General features: G+C 72.4%; 22 protein-coding genes. 13 read left to right on the forward strand and 9 right to left on the reverse strand.

Annotated elements, in window-relative coordinates:
• Window positions 1-51 precede the first annotated feature (51 nt).
• Window positions 52-1107, reverse strand: coding sequence for a DUF418 domain-containing protein (locus ACFYP3_RS03565; protein WP_388826114.1), 1056 nt, complete (start codon window positions 1105-1107; stop codon window positions 52-54).
• Between the two features lie 145 nt (window positions 1108-1252).
• Between ACFYP3_RS03565 and ACFYP3_RS03570 the strand changes: the two genes are divergently transcribed.
• From ACFYP3_RS03570 to ACFYP3_RS03580, 3 genes are all read left to right on the forward strand, one after another.
• A complete protein-coding gene (locus tag ACFYP3_RS03570; protein WP_388826117.1) occupies window positions 1253-1918 on the forward strand; it encodes a GntR family transcriptional regulator in 666 nt (221 codons plus the stop codon).
• A gap of 119 nt (window positions 1919-2037) precedes the next feature.
• Complete coding sequence (locus tag ACFYP3_RS03575; protein WP_388826866.1) at window positions 2038-3366, forward strand: nitrate/nitrite transporter; 1329 nt, start codon at window positions 2038-2040, stop codon at window positions 3364-3366.
• Window positions 3367-3413: 47 nt separating this feature from the next.
• On the forward strand, window positions 3414-4436 hold the full coding sequence (locus ACFYP3_RS03580; protein ID WP_388826120.1) for a helix-turn-helix domain-containing protein: 1023 nt from the start codon (window positions 3414-3416) through the stop codon (window positions 4434-4436).
• On the opposite strand, the gene ACFYP3_RS03585 is transcribed toward ACFYP3_RS03580, so the two are convergent.
• Window positions 4426-5250 (reverse strand): maleylpyruvate isomerase family mycothiol-dependent enzyme, encoded by an 825-nt coding sequence (locus ACFYP3_RS03585; protein ID WP_388826123.1) that lies wholly within the window; start codon window positions 5248-5250, stop codon window positions 4426-4428. The two genes, ACFYP3_RS03580 and ACFYP3_RS03585, sit on opposite strands and share 11 nt — an antisense overlap.
• Before the next feature lie 150 nt (window positions 5251-5400).
• On the opposite strand from ACFYP3_RS03585, the gene ACFYP3_RS03590 reads away from it, so the two are divergent.
• Window positions 5401-6192 carry a carbon-nitrogen family hydrolase gene (locus tag ACFYP3_RS03590; RefSeq protein WP_388826126.1) on the forward strand — a complete coding sequence of 264 codons (792 nt, stop codon included), beginning with the start codon at window positions 5401-5403 and terminating at the stop codon, window positions 6190-6192.
• Between the two features lie 8 nt (window positions 6193-6200).
• Window positions 6201-6785 carry a GNAT family N-acetyltransferase gene (locus ACFYP3_RS03595; protein WP_388826129.1) on the forward strand — a complete coding sequence of 195 codons (585 nt, stop codon included), beginning with the start codon at window positions 6201-6203 and terminating at the stop codon, window positions 6783-6785.
• 40 nt (window positions 6786-6825) lie between these two features.
• Here ACFYP3_RS03595 and ACFYP3_RS03600 read toward each other — a convergent pair whose 3' ends face one another.
• Both ACFYP3_RS03600 and ACFYP3_RS03605 read right to left on the reverse strand, forming a co-directional pair.
• Window positions 6826-7191: a hypothetical protein gene (locus tag ACFYP3_RS03600; RefSeq protein ID WP_388826132.1), complete on the reverse strand. Its 366-nt coding sequence runs from the start codon at window positions 7189-7191 to the stop codon at window positions 6826-6828.
• Window positions 7192-7303: 112 nt separating this feature from the next.
• Window positions 7304-7816, reverse strand: a complete 513-nt coding sequence (locus ACFYP3_RS03605) for an LURP-one-related/scramblase family protein (protein WP_388826135.1) — start codon at window positions 7814-7816, stop codon at window positions 7304-7306.
• A 32-nt stretch (window positions 7817-7848) separates the two neighbouring features.
• On the opposite strand from ACFYP3_RS03605, the gene ACFYP3_RS03610 reads away from it, so the two are divergent.
• The 3 genes from ACFYP3_RS03610 to ACFYP3_RS03620 are packed head-to-tail and all read left to right on the forward strand — an operon-like array spanning window position 7849 to window position 11114.
• Complete coding sequence (locus ACFYP3_RS03610; RefSeq protein ID WP_388826138.1) at window positions 7849-8652, forward strand: hypothetical protein; 804 nt, start codon at window positions 7849-7851, stop codon at window positions 8650-8652.
• Between the two features lie 28 nt (window positions 8653-8680).
• A complete protein-coding gene (locus ACFYP3_RS03615; RefSeq protein WP_388826141.1) occupies window positions 8681-9208 on the forward strand; it encodes a DUF4240 domain-containing protein in 528 nt (175 codons plus the stop codon).
• A gap of 55 nt (window positions 9209-9263) precedes the next feature.
• The gene (locus tag ACFYP3_RS03620; RefSeq protein WP_388826144.1) at window positions 9264-11114 is read left to right on the forward strand and encodes an NHL domain-containing thioredoxin family protein; all 1851 of its coding nucleotides are present in this window, start codon (window positions 9264-9266) and stop codon (window positions 11112-11114) included.
• 20 nt (window positions 11115-11134) lie between these two features.
• Here ACFYP3_RS03620 and ACFYP3_RS03625 read toward each other — a convergent pair whose 3' ends face one another.
• From ACFYP3_RS03625 to ACFYP3_RS03635, 3 genes are all read right to left on the reverse strand, one after another.
• Window positions 11135-12427, reverse strand: a complete 1293-nt coding sequence (locus ACFYP3_RS03625; protein ID WP_388826147.1) for a M18 family aminopeptidase — start codon at window positions 12425-12427, stop codon at window positions 11135-11137.
• Window positions 12428-12529: 102 nt separating this feature from the next.
• Window positions 12530-13258: a hypothetical protein gene (locus ACFYP3_RS03630; protein ID WP_030718667.1), complete on the reverse strand. Its 729-nt coding sequence runs from the start codon at window positions 13256-13258 to the stop codon at window positions 12530-12532.
• A 169-nt stretch (window positions 13259-13427) separates the two neighbouring features.
• Window positions 13428-15254, reverse strand: a complete 1827-nt coding sequence (locus tag ACFYP3_RS03635) for an acyl-CoA dehydrogenase (RefSeq protein ID WP_376612198.1) — start codon at window positions 15252-15254, stop codon at window positions 13428-13430.
• Between the two features lie 182 nt (window positions 15255-15436).
• On the opposite strand from ACFYP3_RS03635, the gene ACFYP3_RS03640 reads away from it, so the two are divergent.
• The 3 genes from ACFYP3_RS03640 to ACFYP3_RS03650 all read left to right on the forward strand — a co-directional run bounded on the left by ACFYP3_RS03640 (window position 15437) and on the right by ACFYP3_RS03650 (window position 18307).
• Window positions 15437-15895, forward strand: coding sequence for an SseB family protein (locus ACFYP3_RS03640; RefSeq protein WP_388826151.1), 459 nt, complete (start codon window positions 15437-15439; stop codon window positions 15893-15895).
• 27 nt (window positions 15896-15922) lie between these two features.
• A complete protein-coding gene (locus ACFYP3_RS03645; protein ID WP_388826154.1) occupies window positions 15923-16885 on the forward strand; it encodes an ArsR/SmtB family transcription factor in 963 nt (320 codons plus the stop codon).
• A 426-nt stretch (window positions 16886-17311) separates the two neighbouring features.
• A complete protein-coding gene (locus tag ACFYP3_RS03650) occupies window positions 17312-18307 on the forward strand; it encodes a pirin family protein (protein WP_388826157.1) in 996 nt (331 codons plus the stop codon).
• 117 nt (window positions 18308-18424) lie between these two features.
• Here ACFYP3_RS03650 and ACFYP3_RS03655 read toward each other — a convergent pair whose 3' ends face one another.
• The gene (locus ACFYP3_RS03655) at window positions 18425-20680 is read right to left on the reverse strand and encodes a SpoIIE family protein phosphatase (protein WP_388826160.1); all 2256 of its coding nucleotides are present in this window, start codon (window positions 20678-20680) and stop codon (window positions 18425-18427) included.
• A 158-nt stretch (window positions 20681-20838) separates the two neighbouring features.
• Here ACFYP3_RS03655 and aspS point away from each other — a divergent pair, with 158 nt between their 5' ends.
• Window positions 20839-22662 carry an aspartate--tRNA ligase gene (gene aspS / locus ACFYP3_RS03660; protein WP_388826163.1) on the forward strand — a complete coding sequence of 608 codons (1824 nt, stop codon included), beginning with the start codon at window positions 20839-20841 and terminating at the stop codon, window positions 22660-22662.
• Window positions 22663-22751: 89 nt separating this feature from the next.
• On the opposite strand, the gene ACFYP3_RS03665 is transcribed toward aspS, so the two are convergent.
• Window positions 22752-24257: a VWA domain-containing protein gene (locus ACFYP3_RS03665; RefSeq protein ID WP_388826166.1), complete on the reverse strand. Its 1506-nt coding sequence runs from the start codon at window positions 24255-24257 to the stop codon at window positions 22752-22754.
• A 411-nt stretch (window positions 24258-24668) separates the two neighbouring features.
• On the opposite strand from ACFYP3_RS03665, the gene ACFYP3_RS03670 reads away from it, so the two are divergent.
• Window positions 24669-26756, forward strand: coding sequence for a PhoX family protein (locus ACFYP3_RS03670; protein ID WP_388826169.1), 2088 nt, complete (start codon window positions 24669-24671; stop codon window positions 26754-26756).
• Window positions 26757-26799: the final 43 nt, after the last annotated feature.

Below are 26799 nucleotides of genomic sequence, written 5' to 3' on the forward strand. Positions count from 1 at the left end.
GCACGTTGACCGTGCTGGCCGCGGTAACGGTGTCGTGCTCGCGCATCCACGTTATGCAGACCTGCCGCCCGCAGGCTGTCCGGCATTGCGCCGGATCGGGCGGTGGTCGGGTCTCTCATCAGCGTCTGTGACGACACCTTCCGGGCCCGGCGGCACCACCCCCCAGGTCATCCGTTCGACAGAGGGGACACAGTCATACCGGGCCCGGAGGCCAGCGGCCCCATTGCAGGACCGCGAAAAAGATAACGGGGGGGGGGTGCCGTAGCGGCCCAGGAAGAAGAAGTCGGATCCGCCGAGCAGGGCCGCGGCGCCCAGCGGCAGGCCGGCGCCGAGGCCCCAGGCGGCCATCCGGACGCGGATCCGGTGCCCGCCGGCGGTCGGCGCGAAGGCGCCGGCGCGGTACAGCCGGACGCCGAGGAGGAAGAGGAAGAGCAGCAGACCGAAGGAGAAGACGGGCTCGATGCGCAGGACGAGGGCGTGGTCGAGCCGGAAGGCGATCTGGTCGGACCAGCCGCCGTGGGCGTAGAGCCGGACCGCCTCGGGGTCGGGGGCCTCGGGCCCGGGGTGCGGACCGGCGAGTTCCCCCAGCGTCACGAGGCCGACGAGGGCCAGGTGCAGCCCGCCCGCGGTCCACATCGCCACCCGCCGCACCTTCTCGGAGCGGGCCAGCAGCCAGGCCACCAGCAGGGCGGTCACGGCGTACCCCATCAGCACGTCCCAGGCGAAGACGAGGACGAAGTGGACCGTGCCCTCCAGGAAGAGGAACGCGGCCCGCCGCGGGTAGCGGCCGGGCCACGGCTCGCCGCGGCGCGCGGCGGAGTCGTACTGGATGGCCAGGCCGACCCCGAACAGGACGGTCAGCAGGGACAGGAACTTCCCGTCGGCCAGGAACCGGAACACGGTCTCGGCGACGTTCGCCGCGGAGGGGTCCGCGATCGGGTCGGGCGCTCCGAGCGTGCCCTGGAGCACGCTCCACTCCGAGCCGGGGGAGGCGAAGATCCAGACGTTGGTCATGAGGGTGCCGAGGATGGCGGCGCCGCGCAGGACGTCGAGGAGGGGGAGCCGGGTCGCGGTCACCCGGGGGGCGACGAGGGTCGTGGGGGCCATGACTTCAGCGTCCCGGCGCGCGGGTCCCGGTACGTCCTGCGGGTGGACGAAGCCCGGCTACATCCTTCGATGCACCGGCGCGGGGCGCGGGTCCACATCCCGGACGGGGAGTCCGGTGCACCCTTCATGTATCTATCCTGTGCGCATGCCGTCCGCCGCCCCGCCCGCCCCGACCGCCGCGCCCACAGCCGCCGAACGCGTCTACCGGCACGTCAAGCAGGGGGTCCTCGACCGCCGCTACGAAGGCGGCACCCTCCTCACCGAGGGCGAACTCGCCGAGACCGTCGGGGTGTCCCGCACCCCGGTCCGCGAGGCGCTGCTGCGTCTGGAGACCGAGGGGCTGCTGAAGCTGTACCCGAAGAAGGGCGCGCTGGTGCTGCCGGTCTCCGCGCAGGAGATCACGGATGTGCTCGAAACCCGGCTGCTGGTCGAGGAGTTCACCGTACGCAGGGCCGTACCGGCGCCGCCCGGTCTGCTGGACCGGCTCGCGGCCCTGCTGGAGGAACAGCGCCGGCACGCCGCCGGGGGCGACCTCGCCGCCCTGACGGCCGCCGACCGCGGCTTCCACGCCGAGATCGTGCGCAGCGCCGGGAACCAGATCCTGTGCCGGCTCTACGACCAGCTCCGCGACCGGCAGCTGCGGATGGGCGTGGCCCTGCTGCACGCCCACCCCGACCGGCTGGAGCGCACTCTGGCCGAGCACGCCGAGATCCTGGACGCGTTGCGGGCCGGGGACGCCGAGACGGCCGCCGCGGTGGTCCGCGGGCACATCGGTCGGGTCGGGGCACTGGTCCGGGGGCCGGGCCGGTGACCGCCGGGGTGACCGTGCAGGGGGCCGGGCCCGGGAGCGGGCCCGGGAGCGCGCCGGCGCTCGCACCGCAGCCGGTCCAGGACCCTCCCGGCGGCAGCCGGGCCGTCGCCGTCTGGTCGATCGGCGTCGCCGTCTACTTCGTGGCGGTGATCTTCCGTACCAGCCTGGGCGTGGCCGGTCTCGACGCCGCCGACCGCTTCCACGTCAACGCCTCGGCGCTGGCCACCTTCTCCCTCCTCCAACTGCTCGTCTACGCGGGCATGCAGATACCCGTGGGCCTGATGGTCGACCGGCTCGGCACCAAGAAGGTGCTGACCCTGGGCGCGGTGCTCTTCACCGTCGGCCAGCTCGGCTTCGCCCTCTCCCCCTCCTACGGGATGGCGCTCGCCGCGCGGGCCCTGCTCGGCTGCGGCGACGCGATGACCTTCATCTCGGTACTGCGGCTCGGCACCCGGTGGTTCCCGGCCCGGCGCGCGCCGCTGATGGCGCAGCTCGCCGGGCTGGTCGGCATGGCCGGCAACCTCGTCTCCACGCTCGTCCTCGCCCCCGTCCTGCACGGCGTCGGCTGGACCGCGGCCTTCGCGGGGAGCGCGGTGGCCGGGGTGGTCGTCCTGGTGCCGTTGGTGCTGTTCCTGCGGGACCACCCGGAGGGGCACGGTCCGGCGCCGGTGCAGCGCGCGGCCGGCACGTCCGGCGGTTCCGGCACGTCCGGCACGTCCGGCACGTCCGGCACGTCCGGCGGATCCGGCGGATCCGGCGGATCCGGTGGGTTCGTGCGCCGCCAGATCCGCGAGTCCTGGGCCGAACCCGGCACCCGCCTCGGCCTGTGGGTGCACTTCACGACGCAGTTCCCGGCGATGGTGTTCCTGCTGCTGTGGGGCATGCCCTTCCTCGTCGAGGCGCAGGGGCTGTCGCGGACCACCGCGGGCGGACTGCTGACGCTGGTGGTCGCCTCCAACATGGCGCTCGGGCTGGTCTACGGCCAGGTCGTCGGCCGCCGCCAGTCCGCGCGGATCCCGCTCGCGCTGGGCACCGTCGGCCTCACGGCCCTCCTCTGGGCGGCCGTCCTCGCCTACCCGGGGGACAGGGCGCCGATGTGGCTGCTGATCACCCTGTGCCTGGTCCTCGGCAGCTGCGGCCCGGCATCGATGATCGGCTTCGACTTCGCCCGCCCGGCCAATCCGGCGCAGCGCCAGGGCACCGCCTCCGGGATCACGAACATGGGGGGTTTCATCGCGTCGATGACCACCCTGCTCACCGTGGGCGTGCTGCTCGACGCCACCGGCGACAACTACCGCATCGCCTTCTCCACGGTGTTCGTCCTCGAAGCGCTGGGCGTCTCCCAGATCCTCCGGCTGCGCCGCCGCGCACTGGCGCGGGAAGCGGAACCGGAGCGGGTGTCCCGCGCGTGTCCCCTTCCGGACGCCGCAGGGCGCGAGGGAGCGTAGGGCCGCGGTCCCGGGAGGGAGCGGCAGCAGGAGGAGGAACCGCAGGAATGTGGACGAAGCTGTCCGCCACCACCGTGTCGGAGGGGGAGCGGTTCGACTGGTTCAACGACGTCGTCTCCCACTCGCTGATGCCGCTCGTCCTCGCCAGTGAACGCTCCGCCGACTTCCAGGCGGAGGCGGCCGCGCTGGACCTGGGCGCCGTACAGGTGTCGTCCTTCGAGTACTCGCACGTACGGTCGCGGCGCACGCCCGCGCTCATCCGGCGCGGGGACCCCGAGCAGTACCAGCTGTCGCTGCTGACCCGGGGCCGGATGTGGATGTCCCAGTGCGGCGTCGAAGCGGAACTCGCCCCCGGCGACATGATCCTCTGGGACACCTCCCACCCCTTCGAGGCCGACTGCCGTGCCGGGCAGGGCACGCTCGGCGCCTTGGTCGTCCAGCTCCCGAGGGACGCGCTGCCCCTGCGCGCCGGGCGGATCGACCCGCTGCTCGGCCACCGCATCGGCGCGGAGAGCGGGATGGCGGCCATCCTGGCCCAGTTCCTGTCCTCGCTCGGCACGCACGGCTCCGCCTGCTCGCCGCAGGAGCTCCAGCGGCTCGGCACGGTCGCCGTCGAACTGTCCGCCGCCGTCCTCGCCCAGCGCGTCGACGCCTACGGGGAACTGCCCGCCGAGGCGCGCGCCCGCGCCCTGCGCGAGCGGATCGACGCCTTCATCGAGGACCACCTGGGGGACCCCGGGCTCACCCCGGGCCTGATCGCCGCCGCGCACGGCATCTCCGTACGCCGCCTGTACCTGCTCTTCCGCGACGGGTCGGAGAGCGTCTCGGCCACCGTCCGGCGGCGCCGCCTGGAGCGCTGCCGGGCCGACCTGGCCCGCCCGGAACTGGCCGGGCGGCCCGTCCACGACATCGCCGCCCGCTGGTGCTTCGGCAACGCCGCGGCCTTCAGCCGTGCCTTCCGCGAGGCGTACGGGATCAGCCCCACCGCGTTCCGCCGCGCCGCGGCGCAGGCCGACCCGTACGGCGAGCGTTCGGCGACCCGAGCCGAGGCGTCTTTCCCTACGGAGTGACGGCGAACTGCGTCAGGATGGCCTCCGCCAGCTCGGCGTCGCCCTCCACCTTCACCCGGTCCGCGACGGAATGCGCCCGCACCCGCCCCGCCGCCAGCCGTACGTACGTCTCCCAGTCCAGCGTCAGCGTCACGGCCGGGCCCAGCGACGGCGTCTTGTCGATCGTGCCGCGGCCCTCGGCGTCCACCCGTACCGTCCGCATGAACTCCAGCGGGCCGTGCACGTCGATGACCACCGCCGAGTGCGCCGGCGCGCCGGCCCGCTTCGCCACCACCTTCGGCAGCCCGGCCAGCAGCATGTCCCGCGCCACGTGGGCACCCGGCGCGTCCCAGTTCCCCGGCACGCCCAGGGCCGCCCGCAGGTCCTGCTCGTGGATCCACACGTCGAAGGCGCGCAGCCGCAGCGCGTGCTCCAGCGTCACCTGGTCACCCAGCGGGCCGCGCACCATCGTGTCCGGATCCCGCTTCTCGTTGCGCAGCTGCCGCGAGCGCCGGATGACGGTGTACTCCAGCTCCGAGGTCATCTCCGGCGCGGTGTGGTGACGCCGCACGTCGACCTGCACCTCCATGTACCGGCTGAACTCGTCCACCACGTGCCGCAGGTCCCGCGCCACCGTGTGGATCGGCCGCGGGTCCCCGAGCTGCTCGCACTCGATGCCGATGATGTGTGACACGACGTCACGGACCGACCAGCCGGGGCACGGCGTCGCCCGGTTCCACTCGCCCTCCGTCAGGGGGAGGACCAGCTCGGATATCGCCTCGATGGAGTGGGTCCACGCGTCGGCATAGGGCTGAAGGCTGGGATGGACGGTCAACGGGACCCCTCGCGGTGCTGTTCAGTGGCGCGTTTTCGGAAGCAGTGGACTCAGTTTCCAAAACTACGCTGCCGGTGAGCACCCCGGCAGTGCTTTCGTGTGACGATCGTAGGCCCGAGTTGACGGCTTGAACGCCAGGACGGTGGTAGTGTGCGCGCCTCGCTGATCCAAATCGCAGTGAACGAGGGCGAGTCGGTGACTTCCCGACGTGCCCGCGTGGCCGAGCTCGTACGGGAGCAGGAAGGCTCCGACCTCGTCGTGCTGCCCGAACTGTGGCCCGTCGGCGCCTTCGCCTACGAGCAGTTCGAGACCGAGGCCGAACCCCTGGACGGCCCGACCTACGAGGCCATGTCCAAGGCCGCACGCGACGCCGGGGTCTGGCTGCACGCGGGATCGGTCGTGGAGCGCGCCGGCGACGGCTCCCTCTACAACACCGCTCTCGTCCTCTCCCCGGCGGGCGAGCTGGCCGCCACCTACCGGAAGATCCACCGCTTCGGCTTCGACCAGGGCGAGGCGGTGCTCATGTCGGCGGGCGACTCCCTGACCACCGTGGAGCTGCCGGAACAGACCCTCGGCATCGCCACCTGCTACGACCTGCGCTTCCCGGAGCTGTTCCGCGGCCTGGTCGACGCCGGCGCCACCACGATGGTCGTCTCGGCGGGCTGGCCGGCGCGCCGCCGCGCGCACTGGACCCTGCTGAGCCGGGCACGCGCCGTGGAGGACCAGTCGTACGTCCTGGCGTGCGGGCTGGCCGGCACCCACGCGGGCGTCGAACAGGCCGGGCACAGCCTGGTGGTGGACCCGTGGGGCGAGGTCCTGGCGGAGGCCGGCCCGGGCGAGGCCGTCCTCACGGTGGACCTGGACCCGGCCAAGGTCCCCGAAACCCGCGCCCAGTTCCCGGCCCTGAAGGACCGCCGCCTGGGCCGCGAGGGCCACGTGTGACCCCGGGCGTGACCGCGGGTGTGACGTACGAGCGGATCGATCGGATCGGGCGGACCGAGGAGGGAGCACGGCTGCTGGACGCGCTCGTACGCGTCTACCAGGAGGTCTACGCGGAGCCCCCGTACCGCGAGGGCCCCCGGGACGCCGCCGACTTCCGCGTGCGCGCCGGACGGCAGTCGACGCGGGACGGCTTCCGGATGATCCTGGCGCGGGCCGGCGACGAGCTCGTCGGCTTCACGTACGGCTACCGGCTGCCCGCGGACACCGGGTGGTGGAAGGCCCTGGAGGAGCCCCCGGGCGACGCCTTCGTCGAGGAGAACGGGCGGCGGACCTTCAACGTGGCCGAACTCGCCGTGCGCGACGCCTGGCGACGGCAGGGCATCGCCGCCGCCCTGCACCGCCTCCTGATCGCGGATCAGGACGCCGAGCGGGTCACGCTGACCGCGCACCCCGCCCCCGAGGCCGCGCCCGCGCGGACGGCCTACGCCGCCTGGGGCTACCGGAAGGTCGGCCCGGCCCGGTACGGGGACGCGCACCCGGCCTACGACGTGCTGGTGCTGCCGCTGCCCGGCCACCCGCCGACAGGGCCCTAGGCCGTCTCTTCCGGATCCCGCCTCGCCCGCGCCGCCCGGCTCAGGCGGTGCGGAGCCAGACCATGATCGCGAGGGTGGTGGGGGCCGGGCAGGCCAGGGCGCCCAGGAGGAGCAGCCGGCTCGACACGGCAAGCCGGCGGACGGCGGGGACGAAGCCCACGGCGGTGAGTACCGCGGCGGCGCCCACCGGCACCAGGAGGAGGCGCAGCAGCAGGCCGCCCACCGGCTGCCCGGCCGCAGCGCCCCAGAGGAGCGCGATGGAGAAGAGGCCGCCCAGCCAGACGAACGAGAGGGTGGTGACGGCCCACAGCAGGGCCGCCAGCACGGCGACGGCGGGCCGCTCCTTCGGCGCGGGCTTCGCGCGCTGCCACGGGCCGTACAGGGCCGCGTACGTGCTGGGGTTCACCGTGGGTTCCTTCCGTGGGGACGTACCCGATCCGTGGGGACGTACCCGATCCTCACCCTCCCCCCACGGCGCCGGCATGAGCGCGCATGCTCACTTCCCCGCGGGCCCGTACTCACCCCGGCACCTGGGCGAGCCCGTCCTCCCCCTCCTTCTCCGCCATCCGGATCACGCACACCGCGACCGCGACCAGCAGCGCCGCGTCCGCGTCCTCGCGGACCACGTCCACCGCGTACGTCTCGCGGAGCCGGTACCACTGCCGGGAGACGAGCGCGAGCAGCTCCCCGTCGTACTCGACCTTGAACTCCCGGTCCAGGATCCGCCCGCTGACATCGAGCTCGGTGCCCTCGGCCATGGTCACGCGGAAGTGGTTGCGCAGCAGCGAGAACCGCTTCCGGCGGATCACCGCGAGCCGTTGCCCGTCCCGCTCCAGGGTCATCGCGTCGCGGAAGCTGAGCATCTTCTCCCGCAGGGTGATCAGGATCCGCCCGTCCGGATCCTTCAGCTCCAGCGTGTCCCGGACCCGCAGCGCCTTCCCGTCGACGAGGAAGGCGTGGCGCCCGTCCTCGTCCTCGATCCAGTAGTCGTCCCCGATGGCCAGCACTTTGTCCCGTACGAGGTATTTCATGCGCTGATCAGTGCCCGCGATAGGTTTCCGCCATGCCACTCCTCTACGTGACCGACCTGGCCTATCCGGCGCGCGGCCGCCGCTACTGCGACGAGGACATATTCCTCACCTCCCGGCTGCGGGCCGACTTCGACCTGGCCCTGTGCCACCCCGCGGACGCGGAGGCGCTCCTCCCGCTCGGCTTCGACGCGGTGGTCGTCCGCAACAGCGGCCCGGTCCTGCACTACCAGGAGGCCTACGACGCCTTCCGCGCCGCCGCCCTCGCCGCCGGCACGCCGGTCTACAACCCGCTCACCGGGCGCGCGGACATGGCGGGCAAGCAGTACCTCCTCGACCTGACGGCCGCCGGCTACCCGGTCATCCCGACGATCGACGACCCGGCGAGGCTCTCGGAGCTGCCGCAGGTCCCCGCCTACGCGGTCAAGCCGAAGCAGGGCGCCGACTCCATCGGCCTCACCTTCACCGCGACACCGGACGGCCCGGCCGGCGCCGTGCTGATCCAGCCGCGCATCGACTTCGCGTACGAGGTGTCCTTCTACTTCGTCGACGACGCCTTCCAGTACGCGCTCCACGCCCCGGACCCGGCCCGCCGCTGGGAGCTGGAGCGCTATGCCCCGACCGAGGCGGACCTGGCCTTCGCCCGCGCCTTCATCGACTGGAACACCCTCGACCACGGCATCCAGCGCGTCGACGCCTGCCGGGCCCCGTCGGGCGAGCTGCTCCTCGTCGAGCTGGAGGACCTCAACCCGTACCTCTCCCTGGACCTCCTCCCGGCGGACGTCCGGGACACCTTCGTCACATCGCTCACAAGATCTCTCCACTCCTTCCTCGGCTGATGTCAGTGCCGGGTGCCAGGCTTTCGCCATGGACAAGCAGACGTTCTGGGAGTTGATCGAGACGGCCCGCGCGGGCACGGCGGCGGACGAGGTGGCGGGGCGGGCGGCGGAGCTGCTGGCGGCCCGTCCGGCGGCCGAGATAGCCGCGGCCCAGCAGGTGCTGTGGGACCTGCTGGCGGAGTCCTACCGCAGCCCGCTCTGGGCCGCGGCCTACGTGATCAACGGCGGCTGCTCGGACGACGGCTTCGACTACTTCCGCGGCTGGCTCCTCACCCAGGGCCGGGCGGCCTTCGAGGCGGCCCTGGCCGACCCGGACTCCCTGGCGGCCCACCCGGCGGTCCGCGAGGCCGCCGCCGAGGGCCACGAACTGTGGGACGAGGAGGCGCTCTCGATCGTCTGGAGCGCCTACGAGTCCGCCACCGGCCGCGAACTCCCCGCGGACTCCTTCACGATCAGCTACCCGCCCCTGGACCCGGCCTGGGACTTCGACTTCGACGACACGTCCGCACTGGCGCCCCGCCTGCCCCGCCTGAGCACCCTCTTCGACTACGCGTAGCGGGTGCACCCGGACCTGTGACCCGGTGTTCACACCCGGATGGCAAGCTTGAAGGATGAACGATGCTGCTCCGGCGCCCACCCCTGCGCCCGCACCCCGCAAGCGTGCCCGTGTCCGTGCCCCCGAGCTGATCGGCAAGGGTGGCTGGCTGAACACCGGGGGCAAAGAGCTCTCCCTCGCCGACCTGCGGGGCAAGTGCGTTGTCGTCGATTTCTGGACCTTCTGCTGCATCAACTGCCTGCACGTCCTCGACGAGCTGCGCGAGCTGGAGGAGAAGCACCGCGACACCGTCGTGATCATCGGTGTGCATTCGCCGAAGTTCGTGCACGAGGCCGAGCACGCCGCCGTCGTCGACGCCGTCGAACGGTACGAGGTGCACCACCCCGTGCTGGACGATCCCGAGCTCGCGACCTGGAAGCAGTACGCCGTACGGGCCTGGCCCACGCTCGTCGTGATCGACCCCGAGGGGTACATCGTCGCCCAGCACGCCGGTGAGGGGCACGCGCACGCCATCGCGAAGCTGGTCGAGGAGCTGGAGGCCGAGCACGAGGCCAAGGGGACGCTGCGGCGCGGGGACGGGCCGTACGTGGCGCCGGAGCCGGTCGCGAGCGACCTGCGGTTCCCCGGGAAGGCGGTGCTGTTGCCGAGCGGGAACCTGCTGGTGTCGGACACCACGCGGCACCAGCTCGTCGAGCTGGCCGCGGACGGCGAGAGCGTCGTGCGCCGCGTCGGCACCGGCGAGCGCGGCTTCGGCGGTGACTCCTTCAGCGAGCCGCAGGGCCTCGCGCTGCTGCCCGACGGCAGGGTCGTGGTCGCCGACACCGTCAACCACGCGCTGCGGACCTACGACCCGGCCACCGGCCGCGTGGAGACCGTCGCCGGCACCGGGCGCCAGTGGTGGCAGGGCTCGCCCACCTCCGGCCCGGCCCTGGAGGTGGACCTGTCCTCGCCGTGGGACGTGGCCTGGTGGCAGGGCAAGGTGTGGATCGCGATGGCCGGGGTGCACCAGCTGTGGACCTGGGATCCGGAGAGCGGCACCGTCGCCGTCGCCGCCGGAACCACCAACGAGGGACTGCTGGACGGGCCCGCCGCCGAGGCCTGGTTCGCCCAGCCGTCGGGGCTCGCGGCCGCCGGGGACCGGCTGTGGATCGCCGACTCCGAGACCAGTGCCCTGCGGTACGTCCACCCCACCGACACCGGCTACGCCGTCACCTCGGCCGTCGGCACGGGCCTGTTCGACTTCGGGCACCGGGACGGGGACGCGGCCCAGGCCCTGCTCCAGCACCCGCTCGGGGTGACCGCGCTGCCCGACGGCTCGGTCGCGGTGTCCGACACGTACAACCACGCGCTGCGGCGCTACGACCCCGCCACCGGGCAGGTGTCCACGCTCGCCACCGACCTGCGCGAGCCCAGCGACGCCGTGCTGGTCGGCGACGACATCGTGGTCGTCGAGTCGGCCCGGCACCGGCTGACCCGGCTGCGGCTCCCGGAGGAGGCCGTACGGGTCGAGTCGGTGGCGCACCGTACGCAGCGTGCCGCGACCGAGGTGGCGCCCGGCACGCTCCGGCTCGACGTGGTGTTCCAGGCGCCGGGCGGGCAGAAGCTCGACACCCGCTACGGGCCGTCCACCCGGCTGCTCGTCTCCTCGACCCCGCCGGAGCTGCTGGCCGGGGGCGAGGGCGCCGGGACCGACCTGTTCCGGGAGCTGGTGCTGAGCCCGGAGGTCACGCAGGGCGTGCTGCACGTGTCCGCGATGGCGGCGTCCTGCGACGACGACCCGGCCAACGAGTACCCGGCCTGCCACGTCCACCAGCAGGACTGGGGCGTGCCCGTCCGGGTCACCGCCGACGGCGCCTCCCGGCTGCCCCTCGTCCTCGCCGGGATGGACGAGGCCGCAGCGGAGTGACGTACCGCCTTCCTGGGGGGTCAGCCCTCCAGGAAGGCGACCAGGGCGTTGGCGAGGAGGTACGGGTCGTCGGCGCCGCACAGTTCGCGCGCGCTGTGCATCGACAGGATCGCGACGCCGATGTCGACGGTCTGGATGCCGTGGCGGGCGGCCGTGATCGGGCCGATGGTCGTGCCGCACGGCATGGAGTTGTTGGAGACGAAGGTCTGCCACGGCACGCCGGCCCGCTCGCAGGCGCTCGCGAACACCGCGCGCCCGCTGCCGTCCGTCGCGTACCGCTGGTTGACGTTGACCTTCAGGATCGGGCCGCCGTTGGCGCGCGGGTGGTGCGTCGGGTCGTGCCGTTCCCCGTAGTTGGGGTGCACGGCGTGGCCGGTGTCCGAGGACAGGCAGATGGTGCCGGCGAAGGCCCGCGCGCGGTCCTCGTACGAGCCTCCGCGTGCGAAGACTGAACGTTCCAGCACGTTGCCCAGCAGCGGGCCGTCCGCGCCGGTGTCCGACTGCGAGCCGTTCTCCTCGTGGTCGAAGGCGGCGAGCACCGGGATGTGGTCGAGCTTCTCGGAGGCCGACACCGCGGCGAGCGCCGCGACGCCCGCGTGGACGGACAGCAGGTTGTCCATGCGCGGGCCGGCCACGAGCTCGCGGTCGCGGCCGAGGTACGCGGGCGGTTCGATGGAGTGGACCATCAGGTCCCAGCCGGCCACCGAGCCCTGTTCCAGGTCCTCTTCCTCTTCGAGGAAGGCGATCAGGTCGCCCTCGTGCACGTCGCCGAGGCCCCAGATCGGCTGCATGTGCCGCTGCTTGTCGAGCTTGAGGCCGTCGCTGTTGACCGACCGGTCCAGGTGCACGGCGAGTTGGGGCACGCGCAGCAGTGCGCGGTCGACGTTCACCAGGCGCTCGCTGCCGTCGCGCAGGGTCAGCCGGCCGGCGAGGCCGAGGTCGCGGTCCAGCCAGGTGTTGAGCAGGGTGCCGCCGTAGATCTCGACGGCGATCTGCCGCCAGCCCTGGGAGCCCGTGTCCGGCTGCGGCTTGACCCGCAGGTTCGGGGAGTCGGTGTGCGCGCCGACGATCCTGAACGGGGTGTGCGCGGCCGCGCCTTCGGGGACGTACCAGGCGATGAGCGCACCGCCGCGGAGCACGAACTTGCCCCCGGTGCCCGCATCCCAGGCGTCCGTTTCCGACAACTGCCTGAAGCCTGCCTTCTCCAGCCGCTCGGCCGCGTTGGCCACGGCGTGGTACGGCGACGGACTGGCCGTCAGGAAGGTCATCAGATCGTCGGTGTGGCCGCGGTCGAAGCGGGCGGGAGAGCTCATGTGGTTCACCTTAACGACGGTCGTGTTCGCCATGGCCGGACTGCGACGGATAGCCGGAGGTCAGGGTGCGCAGGGTGGGTGATCTGCGGTCCTTGTCGGTTCTCAGCCCGGCGGTCGCTCGAAGCGGCGCTGCAGTTGTCTGCGCTCGCCCCTTCGGATGCGCGGGAGCATCTCCGGGGTCTGCGGGGAGCGCTGCGCGCGTCTCTTGCGTCCGGCGCAGAAGATACAGGCCTCACCGGGGGGTGCGTCGGGGTCGATGGGTGCGCCGGGGTGTTCGGAGCAGCCCGAGGCGTTGCGCGGGCGGGACAGTTCGCGGGCGACGATGAAGGCGCGGTGGAGGTCGTCGGCGATGCGGACGAAGTCCTCGGCGGGCGAGGACAGGCCCAGGTGGAAGCGCTGGTCCTCGACGGTGCGCACGCACGCGCGCAGGGCCTGGAGGGTGTACGGGCCCTCCGGTACGGGGTACCCGAGGCGGCGCTGTTCGCCGGCGGGGGCGGCGGGCGGGCCGCCGTGCCGGCGCCGGCCGAGGCGCCGCCGGTCGTTGCAGATGAGGCAGCGGCCCCAGCCGTCGGGCGCCTCGGGGTCGAGGGCGCCGTTGGGGTGCTCGGAGCAGCCGGTGTAGCTCTTGGCGGGGGCCAGTCCGGCGGCGGTCTGGAAGGCCACGTACAGCGCGTCGGCGATGGTGTCGTACTCGGCGGGGTGGGCGCCGTCGTACAGCTCGCGCAGGTGGTCGCCGAGACTGCCCAGGCTCGCCTGCAGCTCCTTGAGGGCGTACGGGCGCCCGGTGGGGACGGAGTACCCCCTGCTGCCGTGCTGATCCTGTGGACTCATGCGTACGAGCGTCCCATGAACGACTGACATAGGGGAAAGCCGCAGGACAGGGGCCCCGGGGCGGACCAGGCGGCGCATGCGCCGGCGGCCGGGACCCCGTGCGGTGGTCCCGGCCGCTGTGCGTGCACGGCGTTACTGGTGTGGCGGGCCGGTGCGGCCCGCGAGCTGCCTAGAAGGCGGCTTCGTCGAGCTCCATGAGGGAGTTGTCGACGGCCTCGGCCAGCGCGCGCTGGACGGAGACGCCCGGGAGGACCTCGGCCGCGAAGAACTTCGCGGCGGCGATCTTGCCGGTGTAGAAGGGGACGTCCTTCGCGGAGGCCGTCGCGAGCTTCTCGGCGGCCACGGCGGCGCCCCGGAGCAGCAGGTATCCGACGACCACGTCGCCGGAGGCCATCAGCAGGCGGGTGGTGTTCTGGCCGACCTTGTAGATGTTCTTGACGTCCTCGCCGGTGGCGGTGAGGTCGACGATCATCTGGCCGACGATGGCCTCCAGGTCCACGGCGGCCTTGGCGAGCGCGTCGCGGGCGCCGGCCAGCTCCTCGCCGCCGACGGCCTCGGCCAGGAACTTCTTGATCGTCTCGGAGAGGAGGTTCAGCGAGGCGCCCTGGTCGCGGACGATCTTCCGGAAGAAGAAGTCCTGGCCCTGGATGGCCGTGGTGCCCTCGTAGAGGGTGTCGATCTTGGCGTCGCGGATGTACTGCTCGATCGGGTACTCCTGGAGGTACCCGGAGCCGCCGAAGGTCTGCAGGGACTGCGCGAGCTGCTCGTACGACTTCTCGGAGCCGTAGCCCTTGACGATCGGCAGGAGCAGGTCGTTCAGGCCTATGAGGGCGGAGGCGTCCTCGCCCGCGGCCTGCTTGACCTGGATCTCGTCCTGGACGGTCGCGGTGTGCAGGACGAGGGCGCGCATGCCCTCGGCGTAGGCCTTCTGCGTCATGAGCGAGCGGCGCACGTCGGGGTGGTGCGTGATGGTGACCTTGGGCGCGGTCTTGTCCATGAAGTTCGCGAGGTCCGGGCCCTGCACGCGCTCCTTGGCGTACTCCAGCGCGTTCAGGTAGCCGGTGGAGAGCGTCGCGATGGCCTTCGTGCCGACCATCATGCGGGCGAACTCGATGATCATGAACATCTGGCGGATGCCGTCGTGCTTGTCACCGATCAGCCAGCCCTTGGCGGGGTGCTGGTCGCCGAAGGTCATCTCGCACGTGTTGGAGGCCTTGAGACCCATCTTGTGCTCGACGTTCGTCGCGTAGACGCCGTTGCGCTCGCCCAGCTCGCCGGTCTCCCAGTCGAAGTGGAACTTCGGGACGAGGAAGAGCGACAGGCCCTTGGTGCCCGGGCCGTGGCCCTCGGGGCGCGCGAGGACGTAGTGGAGGATGTTCTCCTCCATGTCGTGCTCACCGGACGTGATGAAGCGCTTCACGCCCTCGATGTGCCAGGAGCCGTCCTCCTGCTGCACGGCCTTGGTGCGGCCGGCGCCCACGTCCGAGCCGGCGTCCGGCTCGGTGAGGACCATGGTGGAGCCCCAGCGCTTCTCGACGGCGATCTGGGCGACCTTCTTCTGCGCCTCGTTGCCCTCTTCGAAGAGGATGCCGGCGAACGCCGGGCCGGAGGAGTACATCCAGATGGCCGGGTTCGAGCCGAGCAGCAGCTCCGCGTAGGCCCAGATGAGGGAGCGGGGCGAGGTGGTGCCGCCGATCTCCTCGGGCAGGCCCAGGCGCCAGTACTCCGAGTCCATGAAGGCTTCGTAGCTCTTCTTGAAGGACGCCGGGACCGGCGCGGTGTTGGTGGCCGGGTCGAAGACCGGCGGGTTGCGGTCGGCGTCCGCGAAGGACTCGGCCAGCTCGTTCTCGGCGAGGCGGGCGAGCTCGGACAGGACGCTCTTGGCGGTCTCGGTGTCCATCTCCTCGAACGGACCGGTGCCGTACTGCTTGTCGCGGCCGAGCACCTCGAAGAGGTTGAACTCGATGTCGCGGAGATTCGACTTGTAGTGCCCCATGGCGACGGCTCCGTTAAGGCTCGGGGAGACAGGTTCCTCGTACATACCAATCGGTAACGTAATGATGCTACCCACCGGTAATAAGACGCAACCCCTACCGCCGGGACTGTGACGACGCTCTCGGGTCCCGCTGACCGGAACTCGGCGGCCCCGCCGCCCCCGGCCTCGGTAGGCTGGCGGCCATGTACGGCTATGACCAGAACCCGGGCGCCCAGCAGCAGTACGCCCCGCAGCAGCCGCCGCAAGGCTACGGGCAGCAGGCACCGCTGTACCCCGAGCCCTCGCCGCCCTCCCTCGCGGACGCGGTGCGGGCCTTCACGACCGGGTCGCTGTCCGCCGAGGACTTCCAGCAGATCTTCGCCTCCTCGAAGGTCTACTGCCCGCGCGGGGACACCCCGGGATTCCTCGCGCTGCACAACACGCAGCAGCCGGTCATCCCGATGTTCACCACGCTCAAGGAGCTGCGTCGGTACGCCGGCAAGGAGTCCAAGTACTTCGTGATCACCGGCGCCGAGGTGATCGACCTGCTGCCCACCGGCTACGGCTTCGTCCTCGACATGGAGGGCGACCACCGGATGGTCTTCGACGCGAAGGCGGTCGAGCAGATGGTCGACTTCGCGATGCGCCGCATGTACGGCTGAACGCCGGCGGGGGGCGCGGTGCTGAGGGTGCACTTCACGACCGAGGACCTGCTCAACGTCACCTTCGCGCGCGAGCCGCTCCCGCTCGTGGAGCTCGGCATGGCGGTCGTCGCCTGGCAGCGCCGGGACGAGCAGGCGGTTTTCGGCCGCTGGCGCGACCGCGTCACGCGGGAGTTGCCGGGCCGGGTGCGGCCGCTGCTGGACCTGCTGCGGCCCGACGGCGACAACCCGCAGTTCGTCGAGCCCTTCTCGCACACGCTGGAGGAGGGGCTGGCCGCCGTACGGGACGCCGCCGGCGCGCTCACCGGCCAGGAGCTGGCCCGTGCCGCCGCGCGGGCCCCCGGATCCGCCTCCTGGCTGCGCGCGCTGTGGGACCTGGACCGCGAGGCGTGGGCGCAGCTCGAAGGCGCGCTGCGCTCCGTGTACGACCTGGTCATCGCCCCGCACTGGCCGGGCATCCGGCAGTCCTTCCAGGCGGACGTGGCCTGGCGCGCCCGGCTGCTGGCCGCGCACGGCATCAAGGCGTGCCTCGCGAGCACCCACCCCGCGGCCCAGTGGTCGGGCGCGGTCTTCGAGGTGGGGCGGCCGCCGGATTACGAGACCCGGCTGGGAGGGCGCGGCCTGATCCTGATGCCCTCGCCGTTCTGGACGGGGCGGCCGCTGCTCGCCGAGGGTCCCGGCGGGCCGGACGGCGCGCGGCTGCTGATGTATCCGGCGCTGACCCCGCTCCCGCTGGTCGCGCCGGGCGGCGCGGCGGACGGGGCGCTGGACGCGCTGCTGGGTCGGACCAGGGCGGCCGTGCTCGCGCTGCTGGTCCGGCAGCGCACGACGAGCGAGCTGGCCCGGGACCTCGACATCAGCCTGCCCTCGGTCTCCGAGCACACCCGGACCCTGCGCGCGGCCGGACTGATCACCACGCGCCGGGACGGCAAGGCGGTCCTGCACGCGGCGACGGGCCTGGGCGTGGACCTGCTGCGCAGCGGCGGCTGAACGTTTCGGCCGAGCCCGAAAGCATCGCGCCCGGACCGGCGGCTGCCGACCATCGGTGCAGCGGGGAAGCCGTTCCCGCCCACAGGGGAGGCTGCGATGTCACGCACGTCGTCACGCACCGACCCCGCGGCGCCGGCCGCCACCGGGGTGATGCCGCCGGGCACGGGGGTCCTGGCGGCACCACCGGCCGAAGCGGCGCCCACTCGGTCATCGTGACGCCGTAAGGGCCGCAGCGCGCCGCGGAGCGGGCCGGGGGAGTCTCCCCCGGCCCGCTCCGTCGTGTGGATCCGTACGACCCGGCCGGGAAGACGCTCACGCGGGGGGTTCGAGCCGCCCCGGGAATGGGCGCGCGGTGTCCTCTGTTCCCAGGGGTGTGGCAGAAAGTTCGAGTTTCAACTAAACTCGAAGCAGAAGGAGGTCCTGACCATGCCCGCAGTGACTGTTGAGAACCCGTTGACCCTTCCGCGAGTGGCCGAGCCGCAGGCCGCCGTCCCGCGCAAGGTGGTGGCCGTCGTCTCCGCCCCCGGTGGGTTCGAGGGTGAGGGATTCCCGGTGCGCCGCGCCTTCGCGGGGATCAACTACCAGTACCTCGACCCGTTCATCATGATGGACCAGATGGGCGAGGTGGAGTACGCGCCGGGAGAGCCCAAGGGCACCCCCTGGCACCCGCACCGCGGCTTCGAGACCGTCACGTACCTGATCGACGGAACCTTCGTCCACCAGGACAGCAACGGCGGCGGCGGAGTCATCAACGGCGGCGACACCCAGTGGATGACCGCCGGATCGGGCCTCCTGCACATCGAGGCCCCGCCGGAGTCCCTCGTCGTGTCCGGCGGGCTCTTCCACGGCCTCCAGCTGTGGGTGAACCTCCCGGCCTCCGACAAGATGATGCCCCCGCGCTACCAGGACATCGGCGGCGGCCAGGTCCAGCTGCTGACCACCCCCGACGGCGGCTCCCTGCTGCGCGTGATCGCCGGTGAGCTCGACGGCCACCAGGGCCCGGGCATCACCCACACCCCGATCACGATGATCCACGCGACCGTCTCGCCGGGCGCGCAGATCACCCTGCCGTGGCGCGAGGACTTCAACGCCCTCGCGTACGTCATGGCCGGTCGCGGGTCCGTCGGCGAGGACCGCCGGCCGGTCCGCACCGGGCAGACGGCCGTCTTCGGCGAAGGCGGCTCGCTCACGGTGCGGGCGGACGAGTCCCAGGACTCCAACGCCCCGGACCTGGAGATCGTGCTCCTCGGCGGCCGTCCGATCCGGGAGCCGATGGCGCACTACGGTCCGTTCGTCATGAACAGCCAGCACGAACTCCAGCAGGCCTTCGACGACTTCCAGGCCGGCCGGCTGGGCCGCATCCCCACCACCGCGCGCACCGGGCTCGGTCACCGCGGCACGGGCGAGGCGGACCAGGACTGACCCGGAGGCCCGACGGCCCCCGACGCCGAGGGGGCGCCGGTCACGCCCGCGTCGTTCCCCCGGCGTCCCGGGGGAACGACGGCGAGGTCGACGCCGGTCGTGCCCCCGCCCGGGGGCTCACGACGTCTGGTCGGGGCCCGTCTTCGACTGCTCGTGCAGCTCGAACCAGATCGACTTGCCCTCGCCCTGCGGATCCACGCCCCACGTGTCGGCGAGCATCTCCATCAGCAGCACCCCGCGGCCGCTGGACGACATCTCGCCCGGGTGCCGCTTGTGCGGGAGCTCGTCGCTCCCGTCCGCGACCTCCACGCGCAGCCGGCGGGCGCCCAGTTCCCCCACCGCCTCCGCCACCAGCAGCGCGTCGCCGTCCGTGTGCAGCAGTACGTTCGTCACGATCTCGGAGACCATCAGCACCGCCGAGTCCACCTGGTCGGCGTCGGCCCAGTCGTGCAGCAGCTCGCGGATCTGGCGGCGGGCGCCCGCGATCCGTTCGGGTTCGTCCTGGGCCACCGTCAGCACCGTGCGGCGCGCCGGGCGGGCCGGGTGCGCCGGCGGGGTGCCGCAGGCACAGCCGTCGCCCTCGCCCTCGCGGCACAGCAGCACCACGGCTATGTCGTCCTCGCGGCGGTCGGCCAGCGGGCCCGTGGTGTGGTGCGAGGACGGCCCGTGCACGGCCTGGACCAGCAGGTCGGCCAGCCGTTCGAGGTGCGGGGGCTCGAAGCGTCCCGCGGCCGGGCCCTCCGGCTCGTGCGCGCCGGCGGGACCGTGGGTGTCGGACTCCAGGACGGCGCGCAGCCGCGCCCAGCCCGTGTCCAGGTCGTGGCCGCCGGTCTCGATGAGCCCGTCGGTGCACAGCATCATCGTCTCGCCGGGTTCCAGGGTGAACCGGGTGGTCGGGTAGTCGGTGTCGGGGACGATCCCGAGCGGGAGCCCGCCCGCGGTCGGGCGCATCAGCACGGTGCCGTCCGTCATCCGGATCACGGGGTCGGGGTGCCCGGCGCGGGCCACCTCCAGCAGCCCGGTCTTCGGGTCGCACTCCACGTACAGGCAGGTCGCGAACCGCGGGCTCTGGAAGTCCGCGTCCACCTCCGCGGCCGATCCGCCGCCCATGCCGCCGCCGCCCGCGGCCTCGTACGGATCGGACTCCGGCGAGGCGCACAGCCCGGCGAGGAAACGGGAGGCGCGGGAGAGCACCGCGTCCGGCCGGTGGCCCTCGGACGCGTACGCCCGGACGGCGATCCGCAGCTGGCCCATCAGCCCGGCCGCCCGCACGTCGTGGCCCTGCACGTCGCCGATGACCAGCGCGAACCGGCCCGAGGGCAGCGGGATCATGTCGTACCAGTCGCCGCCCACCTGGAGCCCGCCGCCGGTCGGGACGTACCGCGCGGCGATCTGCATGCCGGGGATCTCGGGGCCGAGCTGCGGCATCATCGACCGCTGCAGTCCGGTGGTGAGTTCCCGCTCGGATTCGGCCACTCCGGCGCGCTGGAGGGCCTGGGCCAGCATCCGGGCCACGGTCGTCAGGACGGACCGCTCGTCGGGCGAGAACGACGCCGGGTGCTTGAAGGCGGCCATCCAGGCCCCCATGGTCCGCCCGGCCACGGTCAGCGGCAGGAACGCCCAGGACACCCGGTCGAAGCGCTGGACGAGCGGCCAGGTGGCCGGGAACCGCCGTTTGTAGTCCTCCGGTGTGGCCAGGTAGATCGCCCGGCCGGTACGGACGACCTCCGCGGCCGGGTAGTCCGTCTCCAGCAGCATGTCCGTGAAGGGTTCCTCGTCCCCCGCGTCGTGCCCGTGGTGCCCGATGATCGACAGCCGGTCCCCGGCCACGCCGAAGACGGCCAGCCCGTCCGGGCTGAACCCCGGCATGGACAGCGAGGCCGCGACCCGCAGCACCTCGGCCGTGGACCGGGCCTCCGCCAGCGCGCGCCCCGCGTCCAGCAGGAAGGCCTCGCGGGAGCGCCGCCAGTCGCCCGTGATGGGGGTGTGGGCGGCCGTGGTGCCCGGCTGCGGCTCGGCGATCTCCTGGATGGTGCCGATCAGCTCGTAGTCCACGCGCCCGTCGGCGGAGCGGCTCTCCAGCGGTTTGGAGCGGCTGCGCACGGTCCGCAGGACCCGCCCGTCCACGTCCATGATCCGCAGCCGGGCCTCGGCGAGCGTCCCCTCGGCGACCGCCAGGTTCACGATCCCGTTGATCTCGTTCCAGTCCACCGGGTGGAAACGGGACCGTACGGAGACCTCCGGCAGCACCACGGGCTCGGCGGGCAGCCCGAGGAGCCGGGCGGCCTCACCGTCGAGGGTGACCGTCCCGGAGGCGTTGTCCCACCGCCACAGGCCCGTCGCGATGGCGGCCAGGACGTCCTCGGTGCGCACCCGGCCATCTTTACAGGTCATATCCGTCACGTGCCTGTCAGGAGGGACCGCCGGACGCATTTGCGCAGGCTGGAGGGAGTGCCCGACCCGTCACCCTCCCGGACGGTAACCTTGGGACGGTTGAATCCACCCTGGTATCGCGTAGAACTGGATGACTGATGCATCGGTACAGGTCCCACACCTGCGGCGAGCTCCGCGCTTCTGACGTCGCCGCCGACGTCCGGCTGAGCGGCTGGCTGCACAACCGTCGAGACCTGGGCGGCATCCTCTTCATCGATCTGCGGGACCACTACGGCATCACGCAGCTCGTCGCCCGGCCCGGCACCGCAGCGAACGAGGCGCTCAGCAGCGTTACCAAGGAGACCGTCGTCCGCATCGACGGCAAGGTCGTCTCCCGCGGCGCGGACAACGTCAACCCCGAGCTGCCGACCGGCGAGATCGAGATCGAGGTCGCCGAGGTCGAGGTGCTCGGCGCGGCCGCCCCGCTGCCGTTCACGATCAACACCGACGACGGTGTGAACGAGGAGCGGCGCCTGGAGTACCGCTTCCTCGACCTGCGCCGCGAGCGCATGCACCGCAACATCATGCTGCGCTCGGCGGTCATCGCCTCCATCCGCTCCAAGATGGTGGCCCTCGGCTTCAACGAGATGGCGACGCCGATCCTCACCGCGACCTCCCCCGAGGGCGCCCGTGACTTCGTCGTGCCGTCCCGCCTGAACCCGGGCAAGTTCTACGCCCTGCCGCAGGCCCCGCAGCAGTTCAAGCAGCTGCTGATGATCTCCGGCTTCGACCGCTACTTCCAGATCGCGCCCTGCTTCCGCGACGAGGACGCCCGCGCCGACCGCTCGCCGGGCGAGTTCTACCAGCTCGACGTGGAGATGTCCTTCGTCGAGCAGGAGGACGTCTTCCAGCCGATCGAGCGCCTGATGACCGAGCTCTTCACCGAGTTCGGCAACGGCCGCGAGGTCACCTCGCCGTTCCCGCGGATCCCCTTCCGCGAGTCGATGCTGAAGTACGGCAACGACAAGCCCGACCTGCGCGCCAAGCTGGAGCTCGTCGACATCACCGACGTCTTCGAGGGCTCGGAGTTCAAGGCGTTCGCCGGCAAGCACGTGCGCGCGCTGGCCGTCCCGGACACCGCCGCGCAGCCGCGCAAGTTCTTCGACGGCCTCGGCGAGTACGCCATCTCGCTGGGCGCCAAGGGCCTCGCCTGGGTCCGCGTCGGCGAGGACGGCGCCCTGACCGGCCCGATCGCCAAGTTCCTCACCGAGGAGAACGTCAAGGTCCTCACCGAGCGCCTGGGCCTCGCCCCCGGCCACGCGGTGTTCTTCGGCGCGGGCGAGTTCGACGAGGTCTCCAAGATCATGTCCGGCGTTCGCGTCGAGGCGGCCAAGCGCGCGGGCCAGTTCGAGGAGAACGTCTTCCGCTTCGCCTGGATCGTCGACTTCCCGATGTACGAGAAGGACGAGGAGACCGGCAAGATCGACTTCTCGCACAACCCGTTCTCCATGCCCCAGGGCGGCATGAAGGACCTGGAGGAGAAGGACCCGCTCGACATCCTGGCGTGGCAGTACGACATCGTCTGCAACGGCATCGAGCTGTCCTCCGGCGCCATCCGCAACCACGAGCCCGAGGTCATGCTGAAGGCCTTCGAGATCGCCGGCTACGAGGCGGAGACCGTCGAGCGCGAGTTCGCCGGCATGCTCCGCGCGTTCCGCCTCGGCGCCCCGCCGCACGGTGGCATCGCCCCGGGCGTGGACCGCATCGTGATGCTGCTGGCCGACGAGCCGAACATCCGCGAGACGATCGCCTTCCCGCTGAACGGCAACGCGCAGGACCTGATGATGGGCGCGCCCACCGTCCTGGAGGAGGCCCGTCTGCGCGAGCTGAACATCGCGCTGCGCAAGCCGGTCGAGACGAAGGCGGCGGAGCGGCCGGTCTCGGACGCGGTCGCCCCGGACGCCGGGTCCCCGCGGGGCTGAACCCGCTGATACGCCGAAGGCGGCGCCCCCTCTCCTCGCGGGAGGGGGCGCCGCCTTTTGCCTACGGTCGTGCCCGCGTACGGCCGGTCCTAGAACCGGTCGAGGACGCCCTTGAGCAGGGCGGCGGAGGTCAGCTCCGCCGGGGCCGGGCCGGCGTGGAAGAAGCCGGCGTTCTCGGCGTCCAGCTTGCGCAGGAAGTCGAAGGCCTTGTTGTCGTGCTCGCCGAACGCGACGAACTGCCAGTGGATGCCGGGCGCGGTGGCGGCGGCGTCCGCGATCGCCTGACGGGCGGGCTGGCGGTTGTCGGGGGCGCCGTCGGTCTGGAAGACGACCAGGGCCGGGCCCTCGCCGCCGTCCTTCAGGTAGCGCTCGACGACGGCCTCGACGGCCACGTGGTAGCTGGTGCGGCCCATCCGGCCGAGCTCGGCGTGGCGGGCCTCGACCCAGCCCGCGTCGTGGGAGTCGAGGGCCAGGTCGGCGGTGCCGTCCACTTCCGTGGAGAAGAACACGGTGTGCACGGTCGCCTCGTCGTCGAGGTGCGCGGCGAGGGCGAGCGCGTGGTCGGCGAGGTGCTGCGCGCTGCCGTCCTTGTAGAAGCCGCGCATCGACCCGGACCGGTCCAGGACGAGGTACACCTTGGCCCGCGCCCCGGCCTTCCCCTTGCTGCGGAGCACCTGGCCGGCGGCCTTGTAGGGGCCGGCGATCCCGGGCGCCCGGCGCCGTACGGCGGCGGGCGCGTGCGCGGACGTCCGGGTGGCGTCCGGCGCGTCCCCCTCGACCTCGGTCGCCTCCGGCGCGGGTACGTCGGCCTCGGCGGCCACCGGCTCCGCCTCGGGAGCGGTGTCCGCCTCCGGCGCGGTGGCCTCGGCTGCCGCCGGCTCGTCCTGCGCCTGCACCTGCGGCGCGGCTTCGGGCTCCGCGGCGACCTCGACCTCGGCCTCGGCCTCGGCCTCGGCCTCGGCCTCGGCCTGCGCCTGCGGCGCGGCCACGTCGGCCTCTGCCGCCTGCGGCGCGGTGTCGGCCTCGGGCTGCTCCTCCGCCTGCGGCACTGTGGCCTCGGCTTCGGCGGCAGCCGGCTCGGCCGCGGCGGTGGTGTCCGCCTCGGGGGCGGCTTCGGCGATCTGCGGCTCCGGCTCGGACGCCGGTGCGGCCTCCGCTTCCGGCTCGGCGGCGGTGGTGTCCGCCTCCGGCGCGGTGGCCTCGGCCTCGACCTTGGCTTCGGCTTCGACCTTGGCCTCGGCTTCGGCCTCGGCTTCGACCTTGGCCTCGGCTTCGGGCTCGGCTTCGACCTTGGCCTCGGCTTCGGGCTCGGCTTCGGCTTCGGCGGCAGCCGGCTCGACCGCGGCGGGGGTCGGCTCGGGCTGCGCGGCGGCCGGGGGCTCCGGGGCGGTGGCCTCGGGCTGTTCCGCCGCGGGCGGGGTGGATTCCGGGCCGGGCGTCGCCGCGGGCGAGGGCGCGCGGCGGGCTTCCGGGACCGTGGGGTCCGCGGCCGGGGCGGGAGCCGTGAGGACGGTCCCGGGCTCGCGGTCCCGCGGAGCGGACTGAGGAGGAACAGTGGGGTTGTCGAAGGACGCCGCCACCAGTTCGGCGGCCACGTCCAGGGGGGTACGTTCCGCCTGGTTGGGGACAGCGGCCGAGGGGGCGTCCGTAGTCTCCGGAACGGGTTCTTCAGTCCGTCCGAACACCTTGCGCAACAAGCTCCGAATACCCATGGGCCAGGCCTTTCGCATGAGTGCGTGCGTCATTTGTCCGTGCTGCGCGGTTGATCCCTGCCCAGAGTGGACACGTAAGGTTATCGGCCGCCCGGCTGGATCTTCGGCAGGGTCGCCTTTCGTGGCGTCCGGCTTCCACCCACGCCCACACCGGGCTCGAACTGCCGCTCCGACGTGCCGGGTTCACCGACCGTTCATCCCCGCGCCGCCGCTTCGGCGCAACCCGGGCCTAGCGTCACGGCTGGATTGTTCCGACACGTTGTCGGCGCCCACGCAGCTACTCGGAGGACACTCGTGCGCAAGCTTCTGCCGCTCATCGGCAACCCGCATGGGAGCGGCCGGTCCGCTCTCACCTGTCGCTACCGCTGTGGCGACGCCTGCTTCCACGAGGTGCCGAACACAAGCGACAACGAGTACGCGGGCGATGTCATAGCCCGTGCGTACTCCCGCCGCTCGATGCTGCGTTCCGCCGCCGTCGTGACGGTCGCCACCGCCGCCGGCTCCGCCGTGGTCCTCGGCGGCCCGGGGCAGACCGCCAACGCCACCCCGTCCGGTGAGGCCGCGGCCGCCGGCGCCGGCAAGGGCGGCGAGGCCGCCCGCGGCCTGCGCTTCACGCCCGTCGCGCCCAACACCGACGACAAGGTCACCGTCCCCGAGGGCCACGAGCAGAACGTGGTCATCCGCTGGGGCGAGCCGATCCTCAAGGGCGCTCCGGGCTTCAACCCCGACAAGCAGACCGCCGCCGCGCAGGCCGGTCAGTTCGGCTACAACAACGACTTCCTGAGCCTCCTCCCGCTCGGCGGCGACTACGAGCGCCAGCAGCTGCTCGTGGCCAACCACGAGTACACGGACGAGAACCTCATGTTCAAGGGCTACGACCCGGCCAAGCCGACCCGCGAGCAGGTCGAGATCGCCTGGGCCGCGCACGGCCTCTCCGTGGTCGTCGTCCAGGAGGACCACCGCAGCGGCAAGCTGACCGCGGTCACCCGCCACCAGCTCAACCGCCGCCTGACGGCCACCAGCGAGTTCAAGCTGACCGGTCCGGCCGCGGGCAGCGCCCTGCTGAAGACCTCCGTCGACGCCACCGGCACCAAGGTGCTCGGCACCCTCAACAACTGCGCCGGCGGCACCACCCCGTGGGGCACCACCCTCCACGGCGAGGAGAACTTCAACCAGTACTTCGGCAACGCCGGCCAGGTCACCGACCCGACCGCCGCCGCCCGTCTGAAGCGCTACGGCGTGACCGCCGGCGCCACCGAGCGCAAGTGGGAGCTCTTCGACAAGCGCTTCGACGTGGCGCAGGAGCCCAACGAGCCGCACCGCTTCGGCTGGGTCGTCGAGCTGGACCCGTACGACCCGAACTCCGTCCCGCGCAAGCGCACCGCGCTGGGCCGCTTCAAACACGAGGCCGCGCAGCCCCGCCTGACCGAGGACGGCCGCCCGGTCGTCTACATGGGCGACGACGAGCGCTTCGACTACTTCTACAAGTTCGTCTCGTCGAAGCAGATGAAGAAGGGCAACTCGCGCGCGGCGAAGGAGCACAACCTCACGCTGCTCGACGAGGGCACCCTCTACGTCGCCAAGCTCACCGGCGACTCCCCGGCCGCCGGGTTCGACGGCACCGGCAAGCTCCCCTCCGACGGCGAGTTCGACGGCTCCGGCGTCTGGATCAAGCTGGCCACCGGCAACGTCTCGCACGTCGAGGGCATGACCGCCGAGGAGGTGTACGTCTTCACGCGCCAGGCCGCCGACAAGGTGGGCGCCACCAAGATGGACCGCCCCGAGGACGTCGAGCCCTCCCCGCGCACCGGCCGCGTCTACATCGCGCTGACCAACAACACCGACCGCGGCAAGCCGGGCAAGGAAGGCGCGACCGAGCCCAACCCGCGCAACCTGAACAAGCACGGCCAGATCCTGGAGCTCGCCGAGAACTTCGACGACCCGGCCGGCGACGGCTTCGCGTGGCGGCTCTTCCTGGTCGCGGGTGACCCCAACGACCCGGCGACGTACTTCGCGGGCTTCCCGAAGGACAAGGTCAGCCCGATCTCCTGCCCGGACAACGTGGCCTTCGACCCGCACGGCAACCTGTGGATCTCCACGGACGGCAACCAGCTCGGCTCCCACGACGGCCTGTTCGGCGTCGCCACGGCCGGTGACCGCCGCGGTGAGCTGAAGCAGTTCCTGACCGTCCCGCGCGGCGCCGAGACCTGCGGTCCGCTCATCCAGGACAAGCGCGTCCTGGTGTCCGTACAGCACCCCGGTGAGATCGACGGGGCGTCCGTCGAGAAGCCGCAGTCGGTGTGGCCCGACGGTCCGGGCAAGATCGTCCGCCCGGCGGTCGTCTCGGTCTGGCGCAAGGACGGCAAGAACATCGGCGTCTGATCCGGTGGTTGGGCCGATGTTCCACGTGAGCGGTGTTTCACGT

Origin of the sequence: Streptomyces sp. NPDC005533, assembly GCF_042871845.1 — a bacterium.
Classification (GTDB): Bacteria; Actinomycetota; Actinomycetes; order Streptomycetales; family Streptomycetaceae; genus Streptomyces.

Coding starts and splice junctions, on each gene's coding strand:
- ACFYP3_RS03615 (WP_388826141.1), top strand. CDS start 8,681: ATGGACAAGCAGACGTTCTGGGAGTTGATCGAGACGGCCCGCGCGGGC.
- ACFYP3_RS03570 (WP_388826117.1), top strand. CDS start 1,253: ATGCCGTCCGCCGCCCCGCCCGCCCCGACCGCCGCGCCCACAGCCGCC.
- ACFYP3_RS03650 (WP_388826157.1), top strand. CDS start 17,312: ATGCCCGCAGTGACTGTTGAGAACCCGTTGACCCTTCCGCGAGTGGCC.
- ACFYP3_RS03605 (WP_388826135.1), bottom strand. CDS start 7,816: ATGAAATACCTCGTACGGGACAAAGTGCTGGCCATCGGGGACGACTAC.
- ACFYP3_RS03635 (WP_376612198.1), bottom strand. CDS start 15,254: ATGGGGCACTACAAGTCGAATCTCCGCGACATCGAGTTCAACCTCTTC.
- ACFYP3_RS03620 (WP_388826144.1), top strand. CDS start 9,264: ATGAACGATGCTGCTCCGGCGCCCACCCCTGCGCCCGCACCCCGCAAG.
- ACFYP3_RS03640 (WP_388826151.1), top strand. CDS start 15,437: ATGTACGGCTATGACCAGAACCCGGGCGCCCAGCAGCAGTACGCCCCG.
- ACFYP3_RS03610 (WP_388826138.1), top strand. CDS start 7,849: ATGCCACTCCTCTACGTGACCGACCTGGCCTATCCGGCGCGCGGCCGC.
- ACFYP3_RS03625 (WP_388826147.1), bottom strand. CDS start 12,427: ATGAGCTCTCCCGCCCGCTTCGACCGCGGCCACACCGACGATCTGATG.
- ACFYP3_RS03630 (WP_030718667.1), bottom strand. CDS start 13,258: ATGAGTCCACAGGATCAGCACGGCAGCAGGGGGTACTCCGTCCCCACC.
- ACFYP3_RS03580 (WP_388826120.1), top strand. CDS start 3,414: ATGTGGACGAAGCTGTCCGCCACCACCGTGTCGGAGGGGGAGCGGTTC.
- aspS (WP_388826163.1), top strand. CDS start 20,839: ATGCATCGGTACAGGTCCCACACCTGCGGCGAGCTCCGCGCTTCTGAC.
- ACFYP3_RS03565 (WP_388826114.1), bottom strand. CDS start 1,107: ATGGCCCCCACGACCCTCGTCGCCCCCCGGGTGACCGCGACCCGGCTC.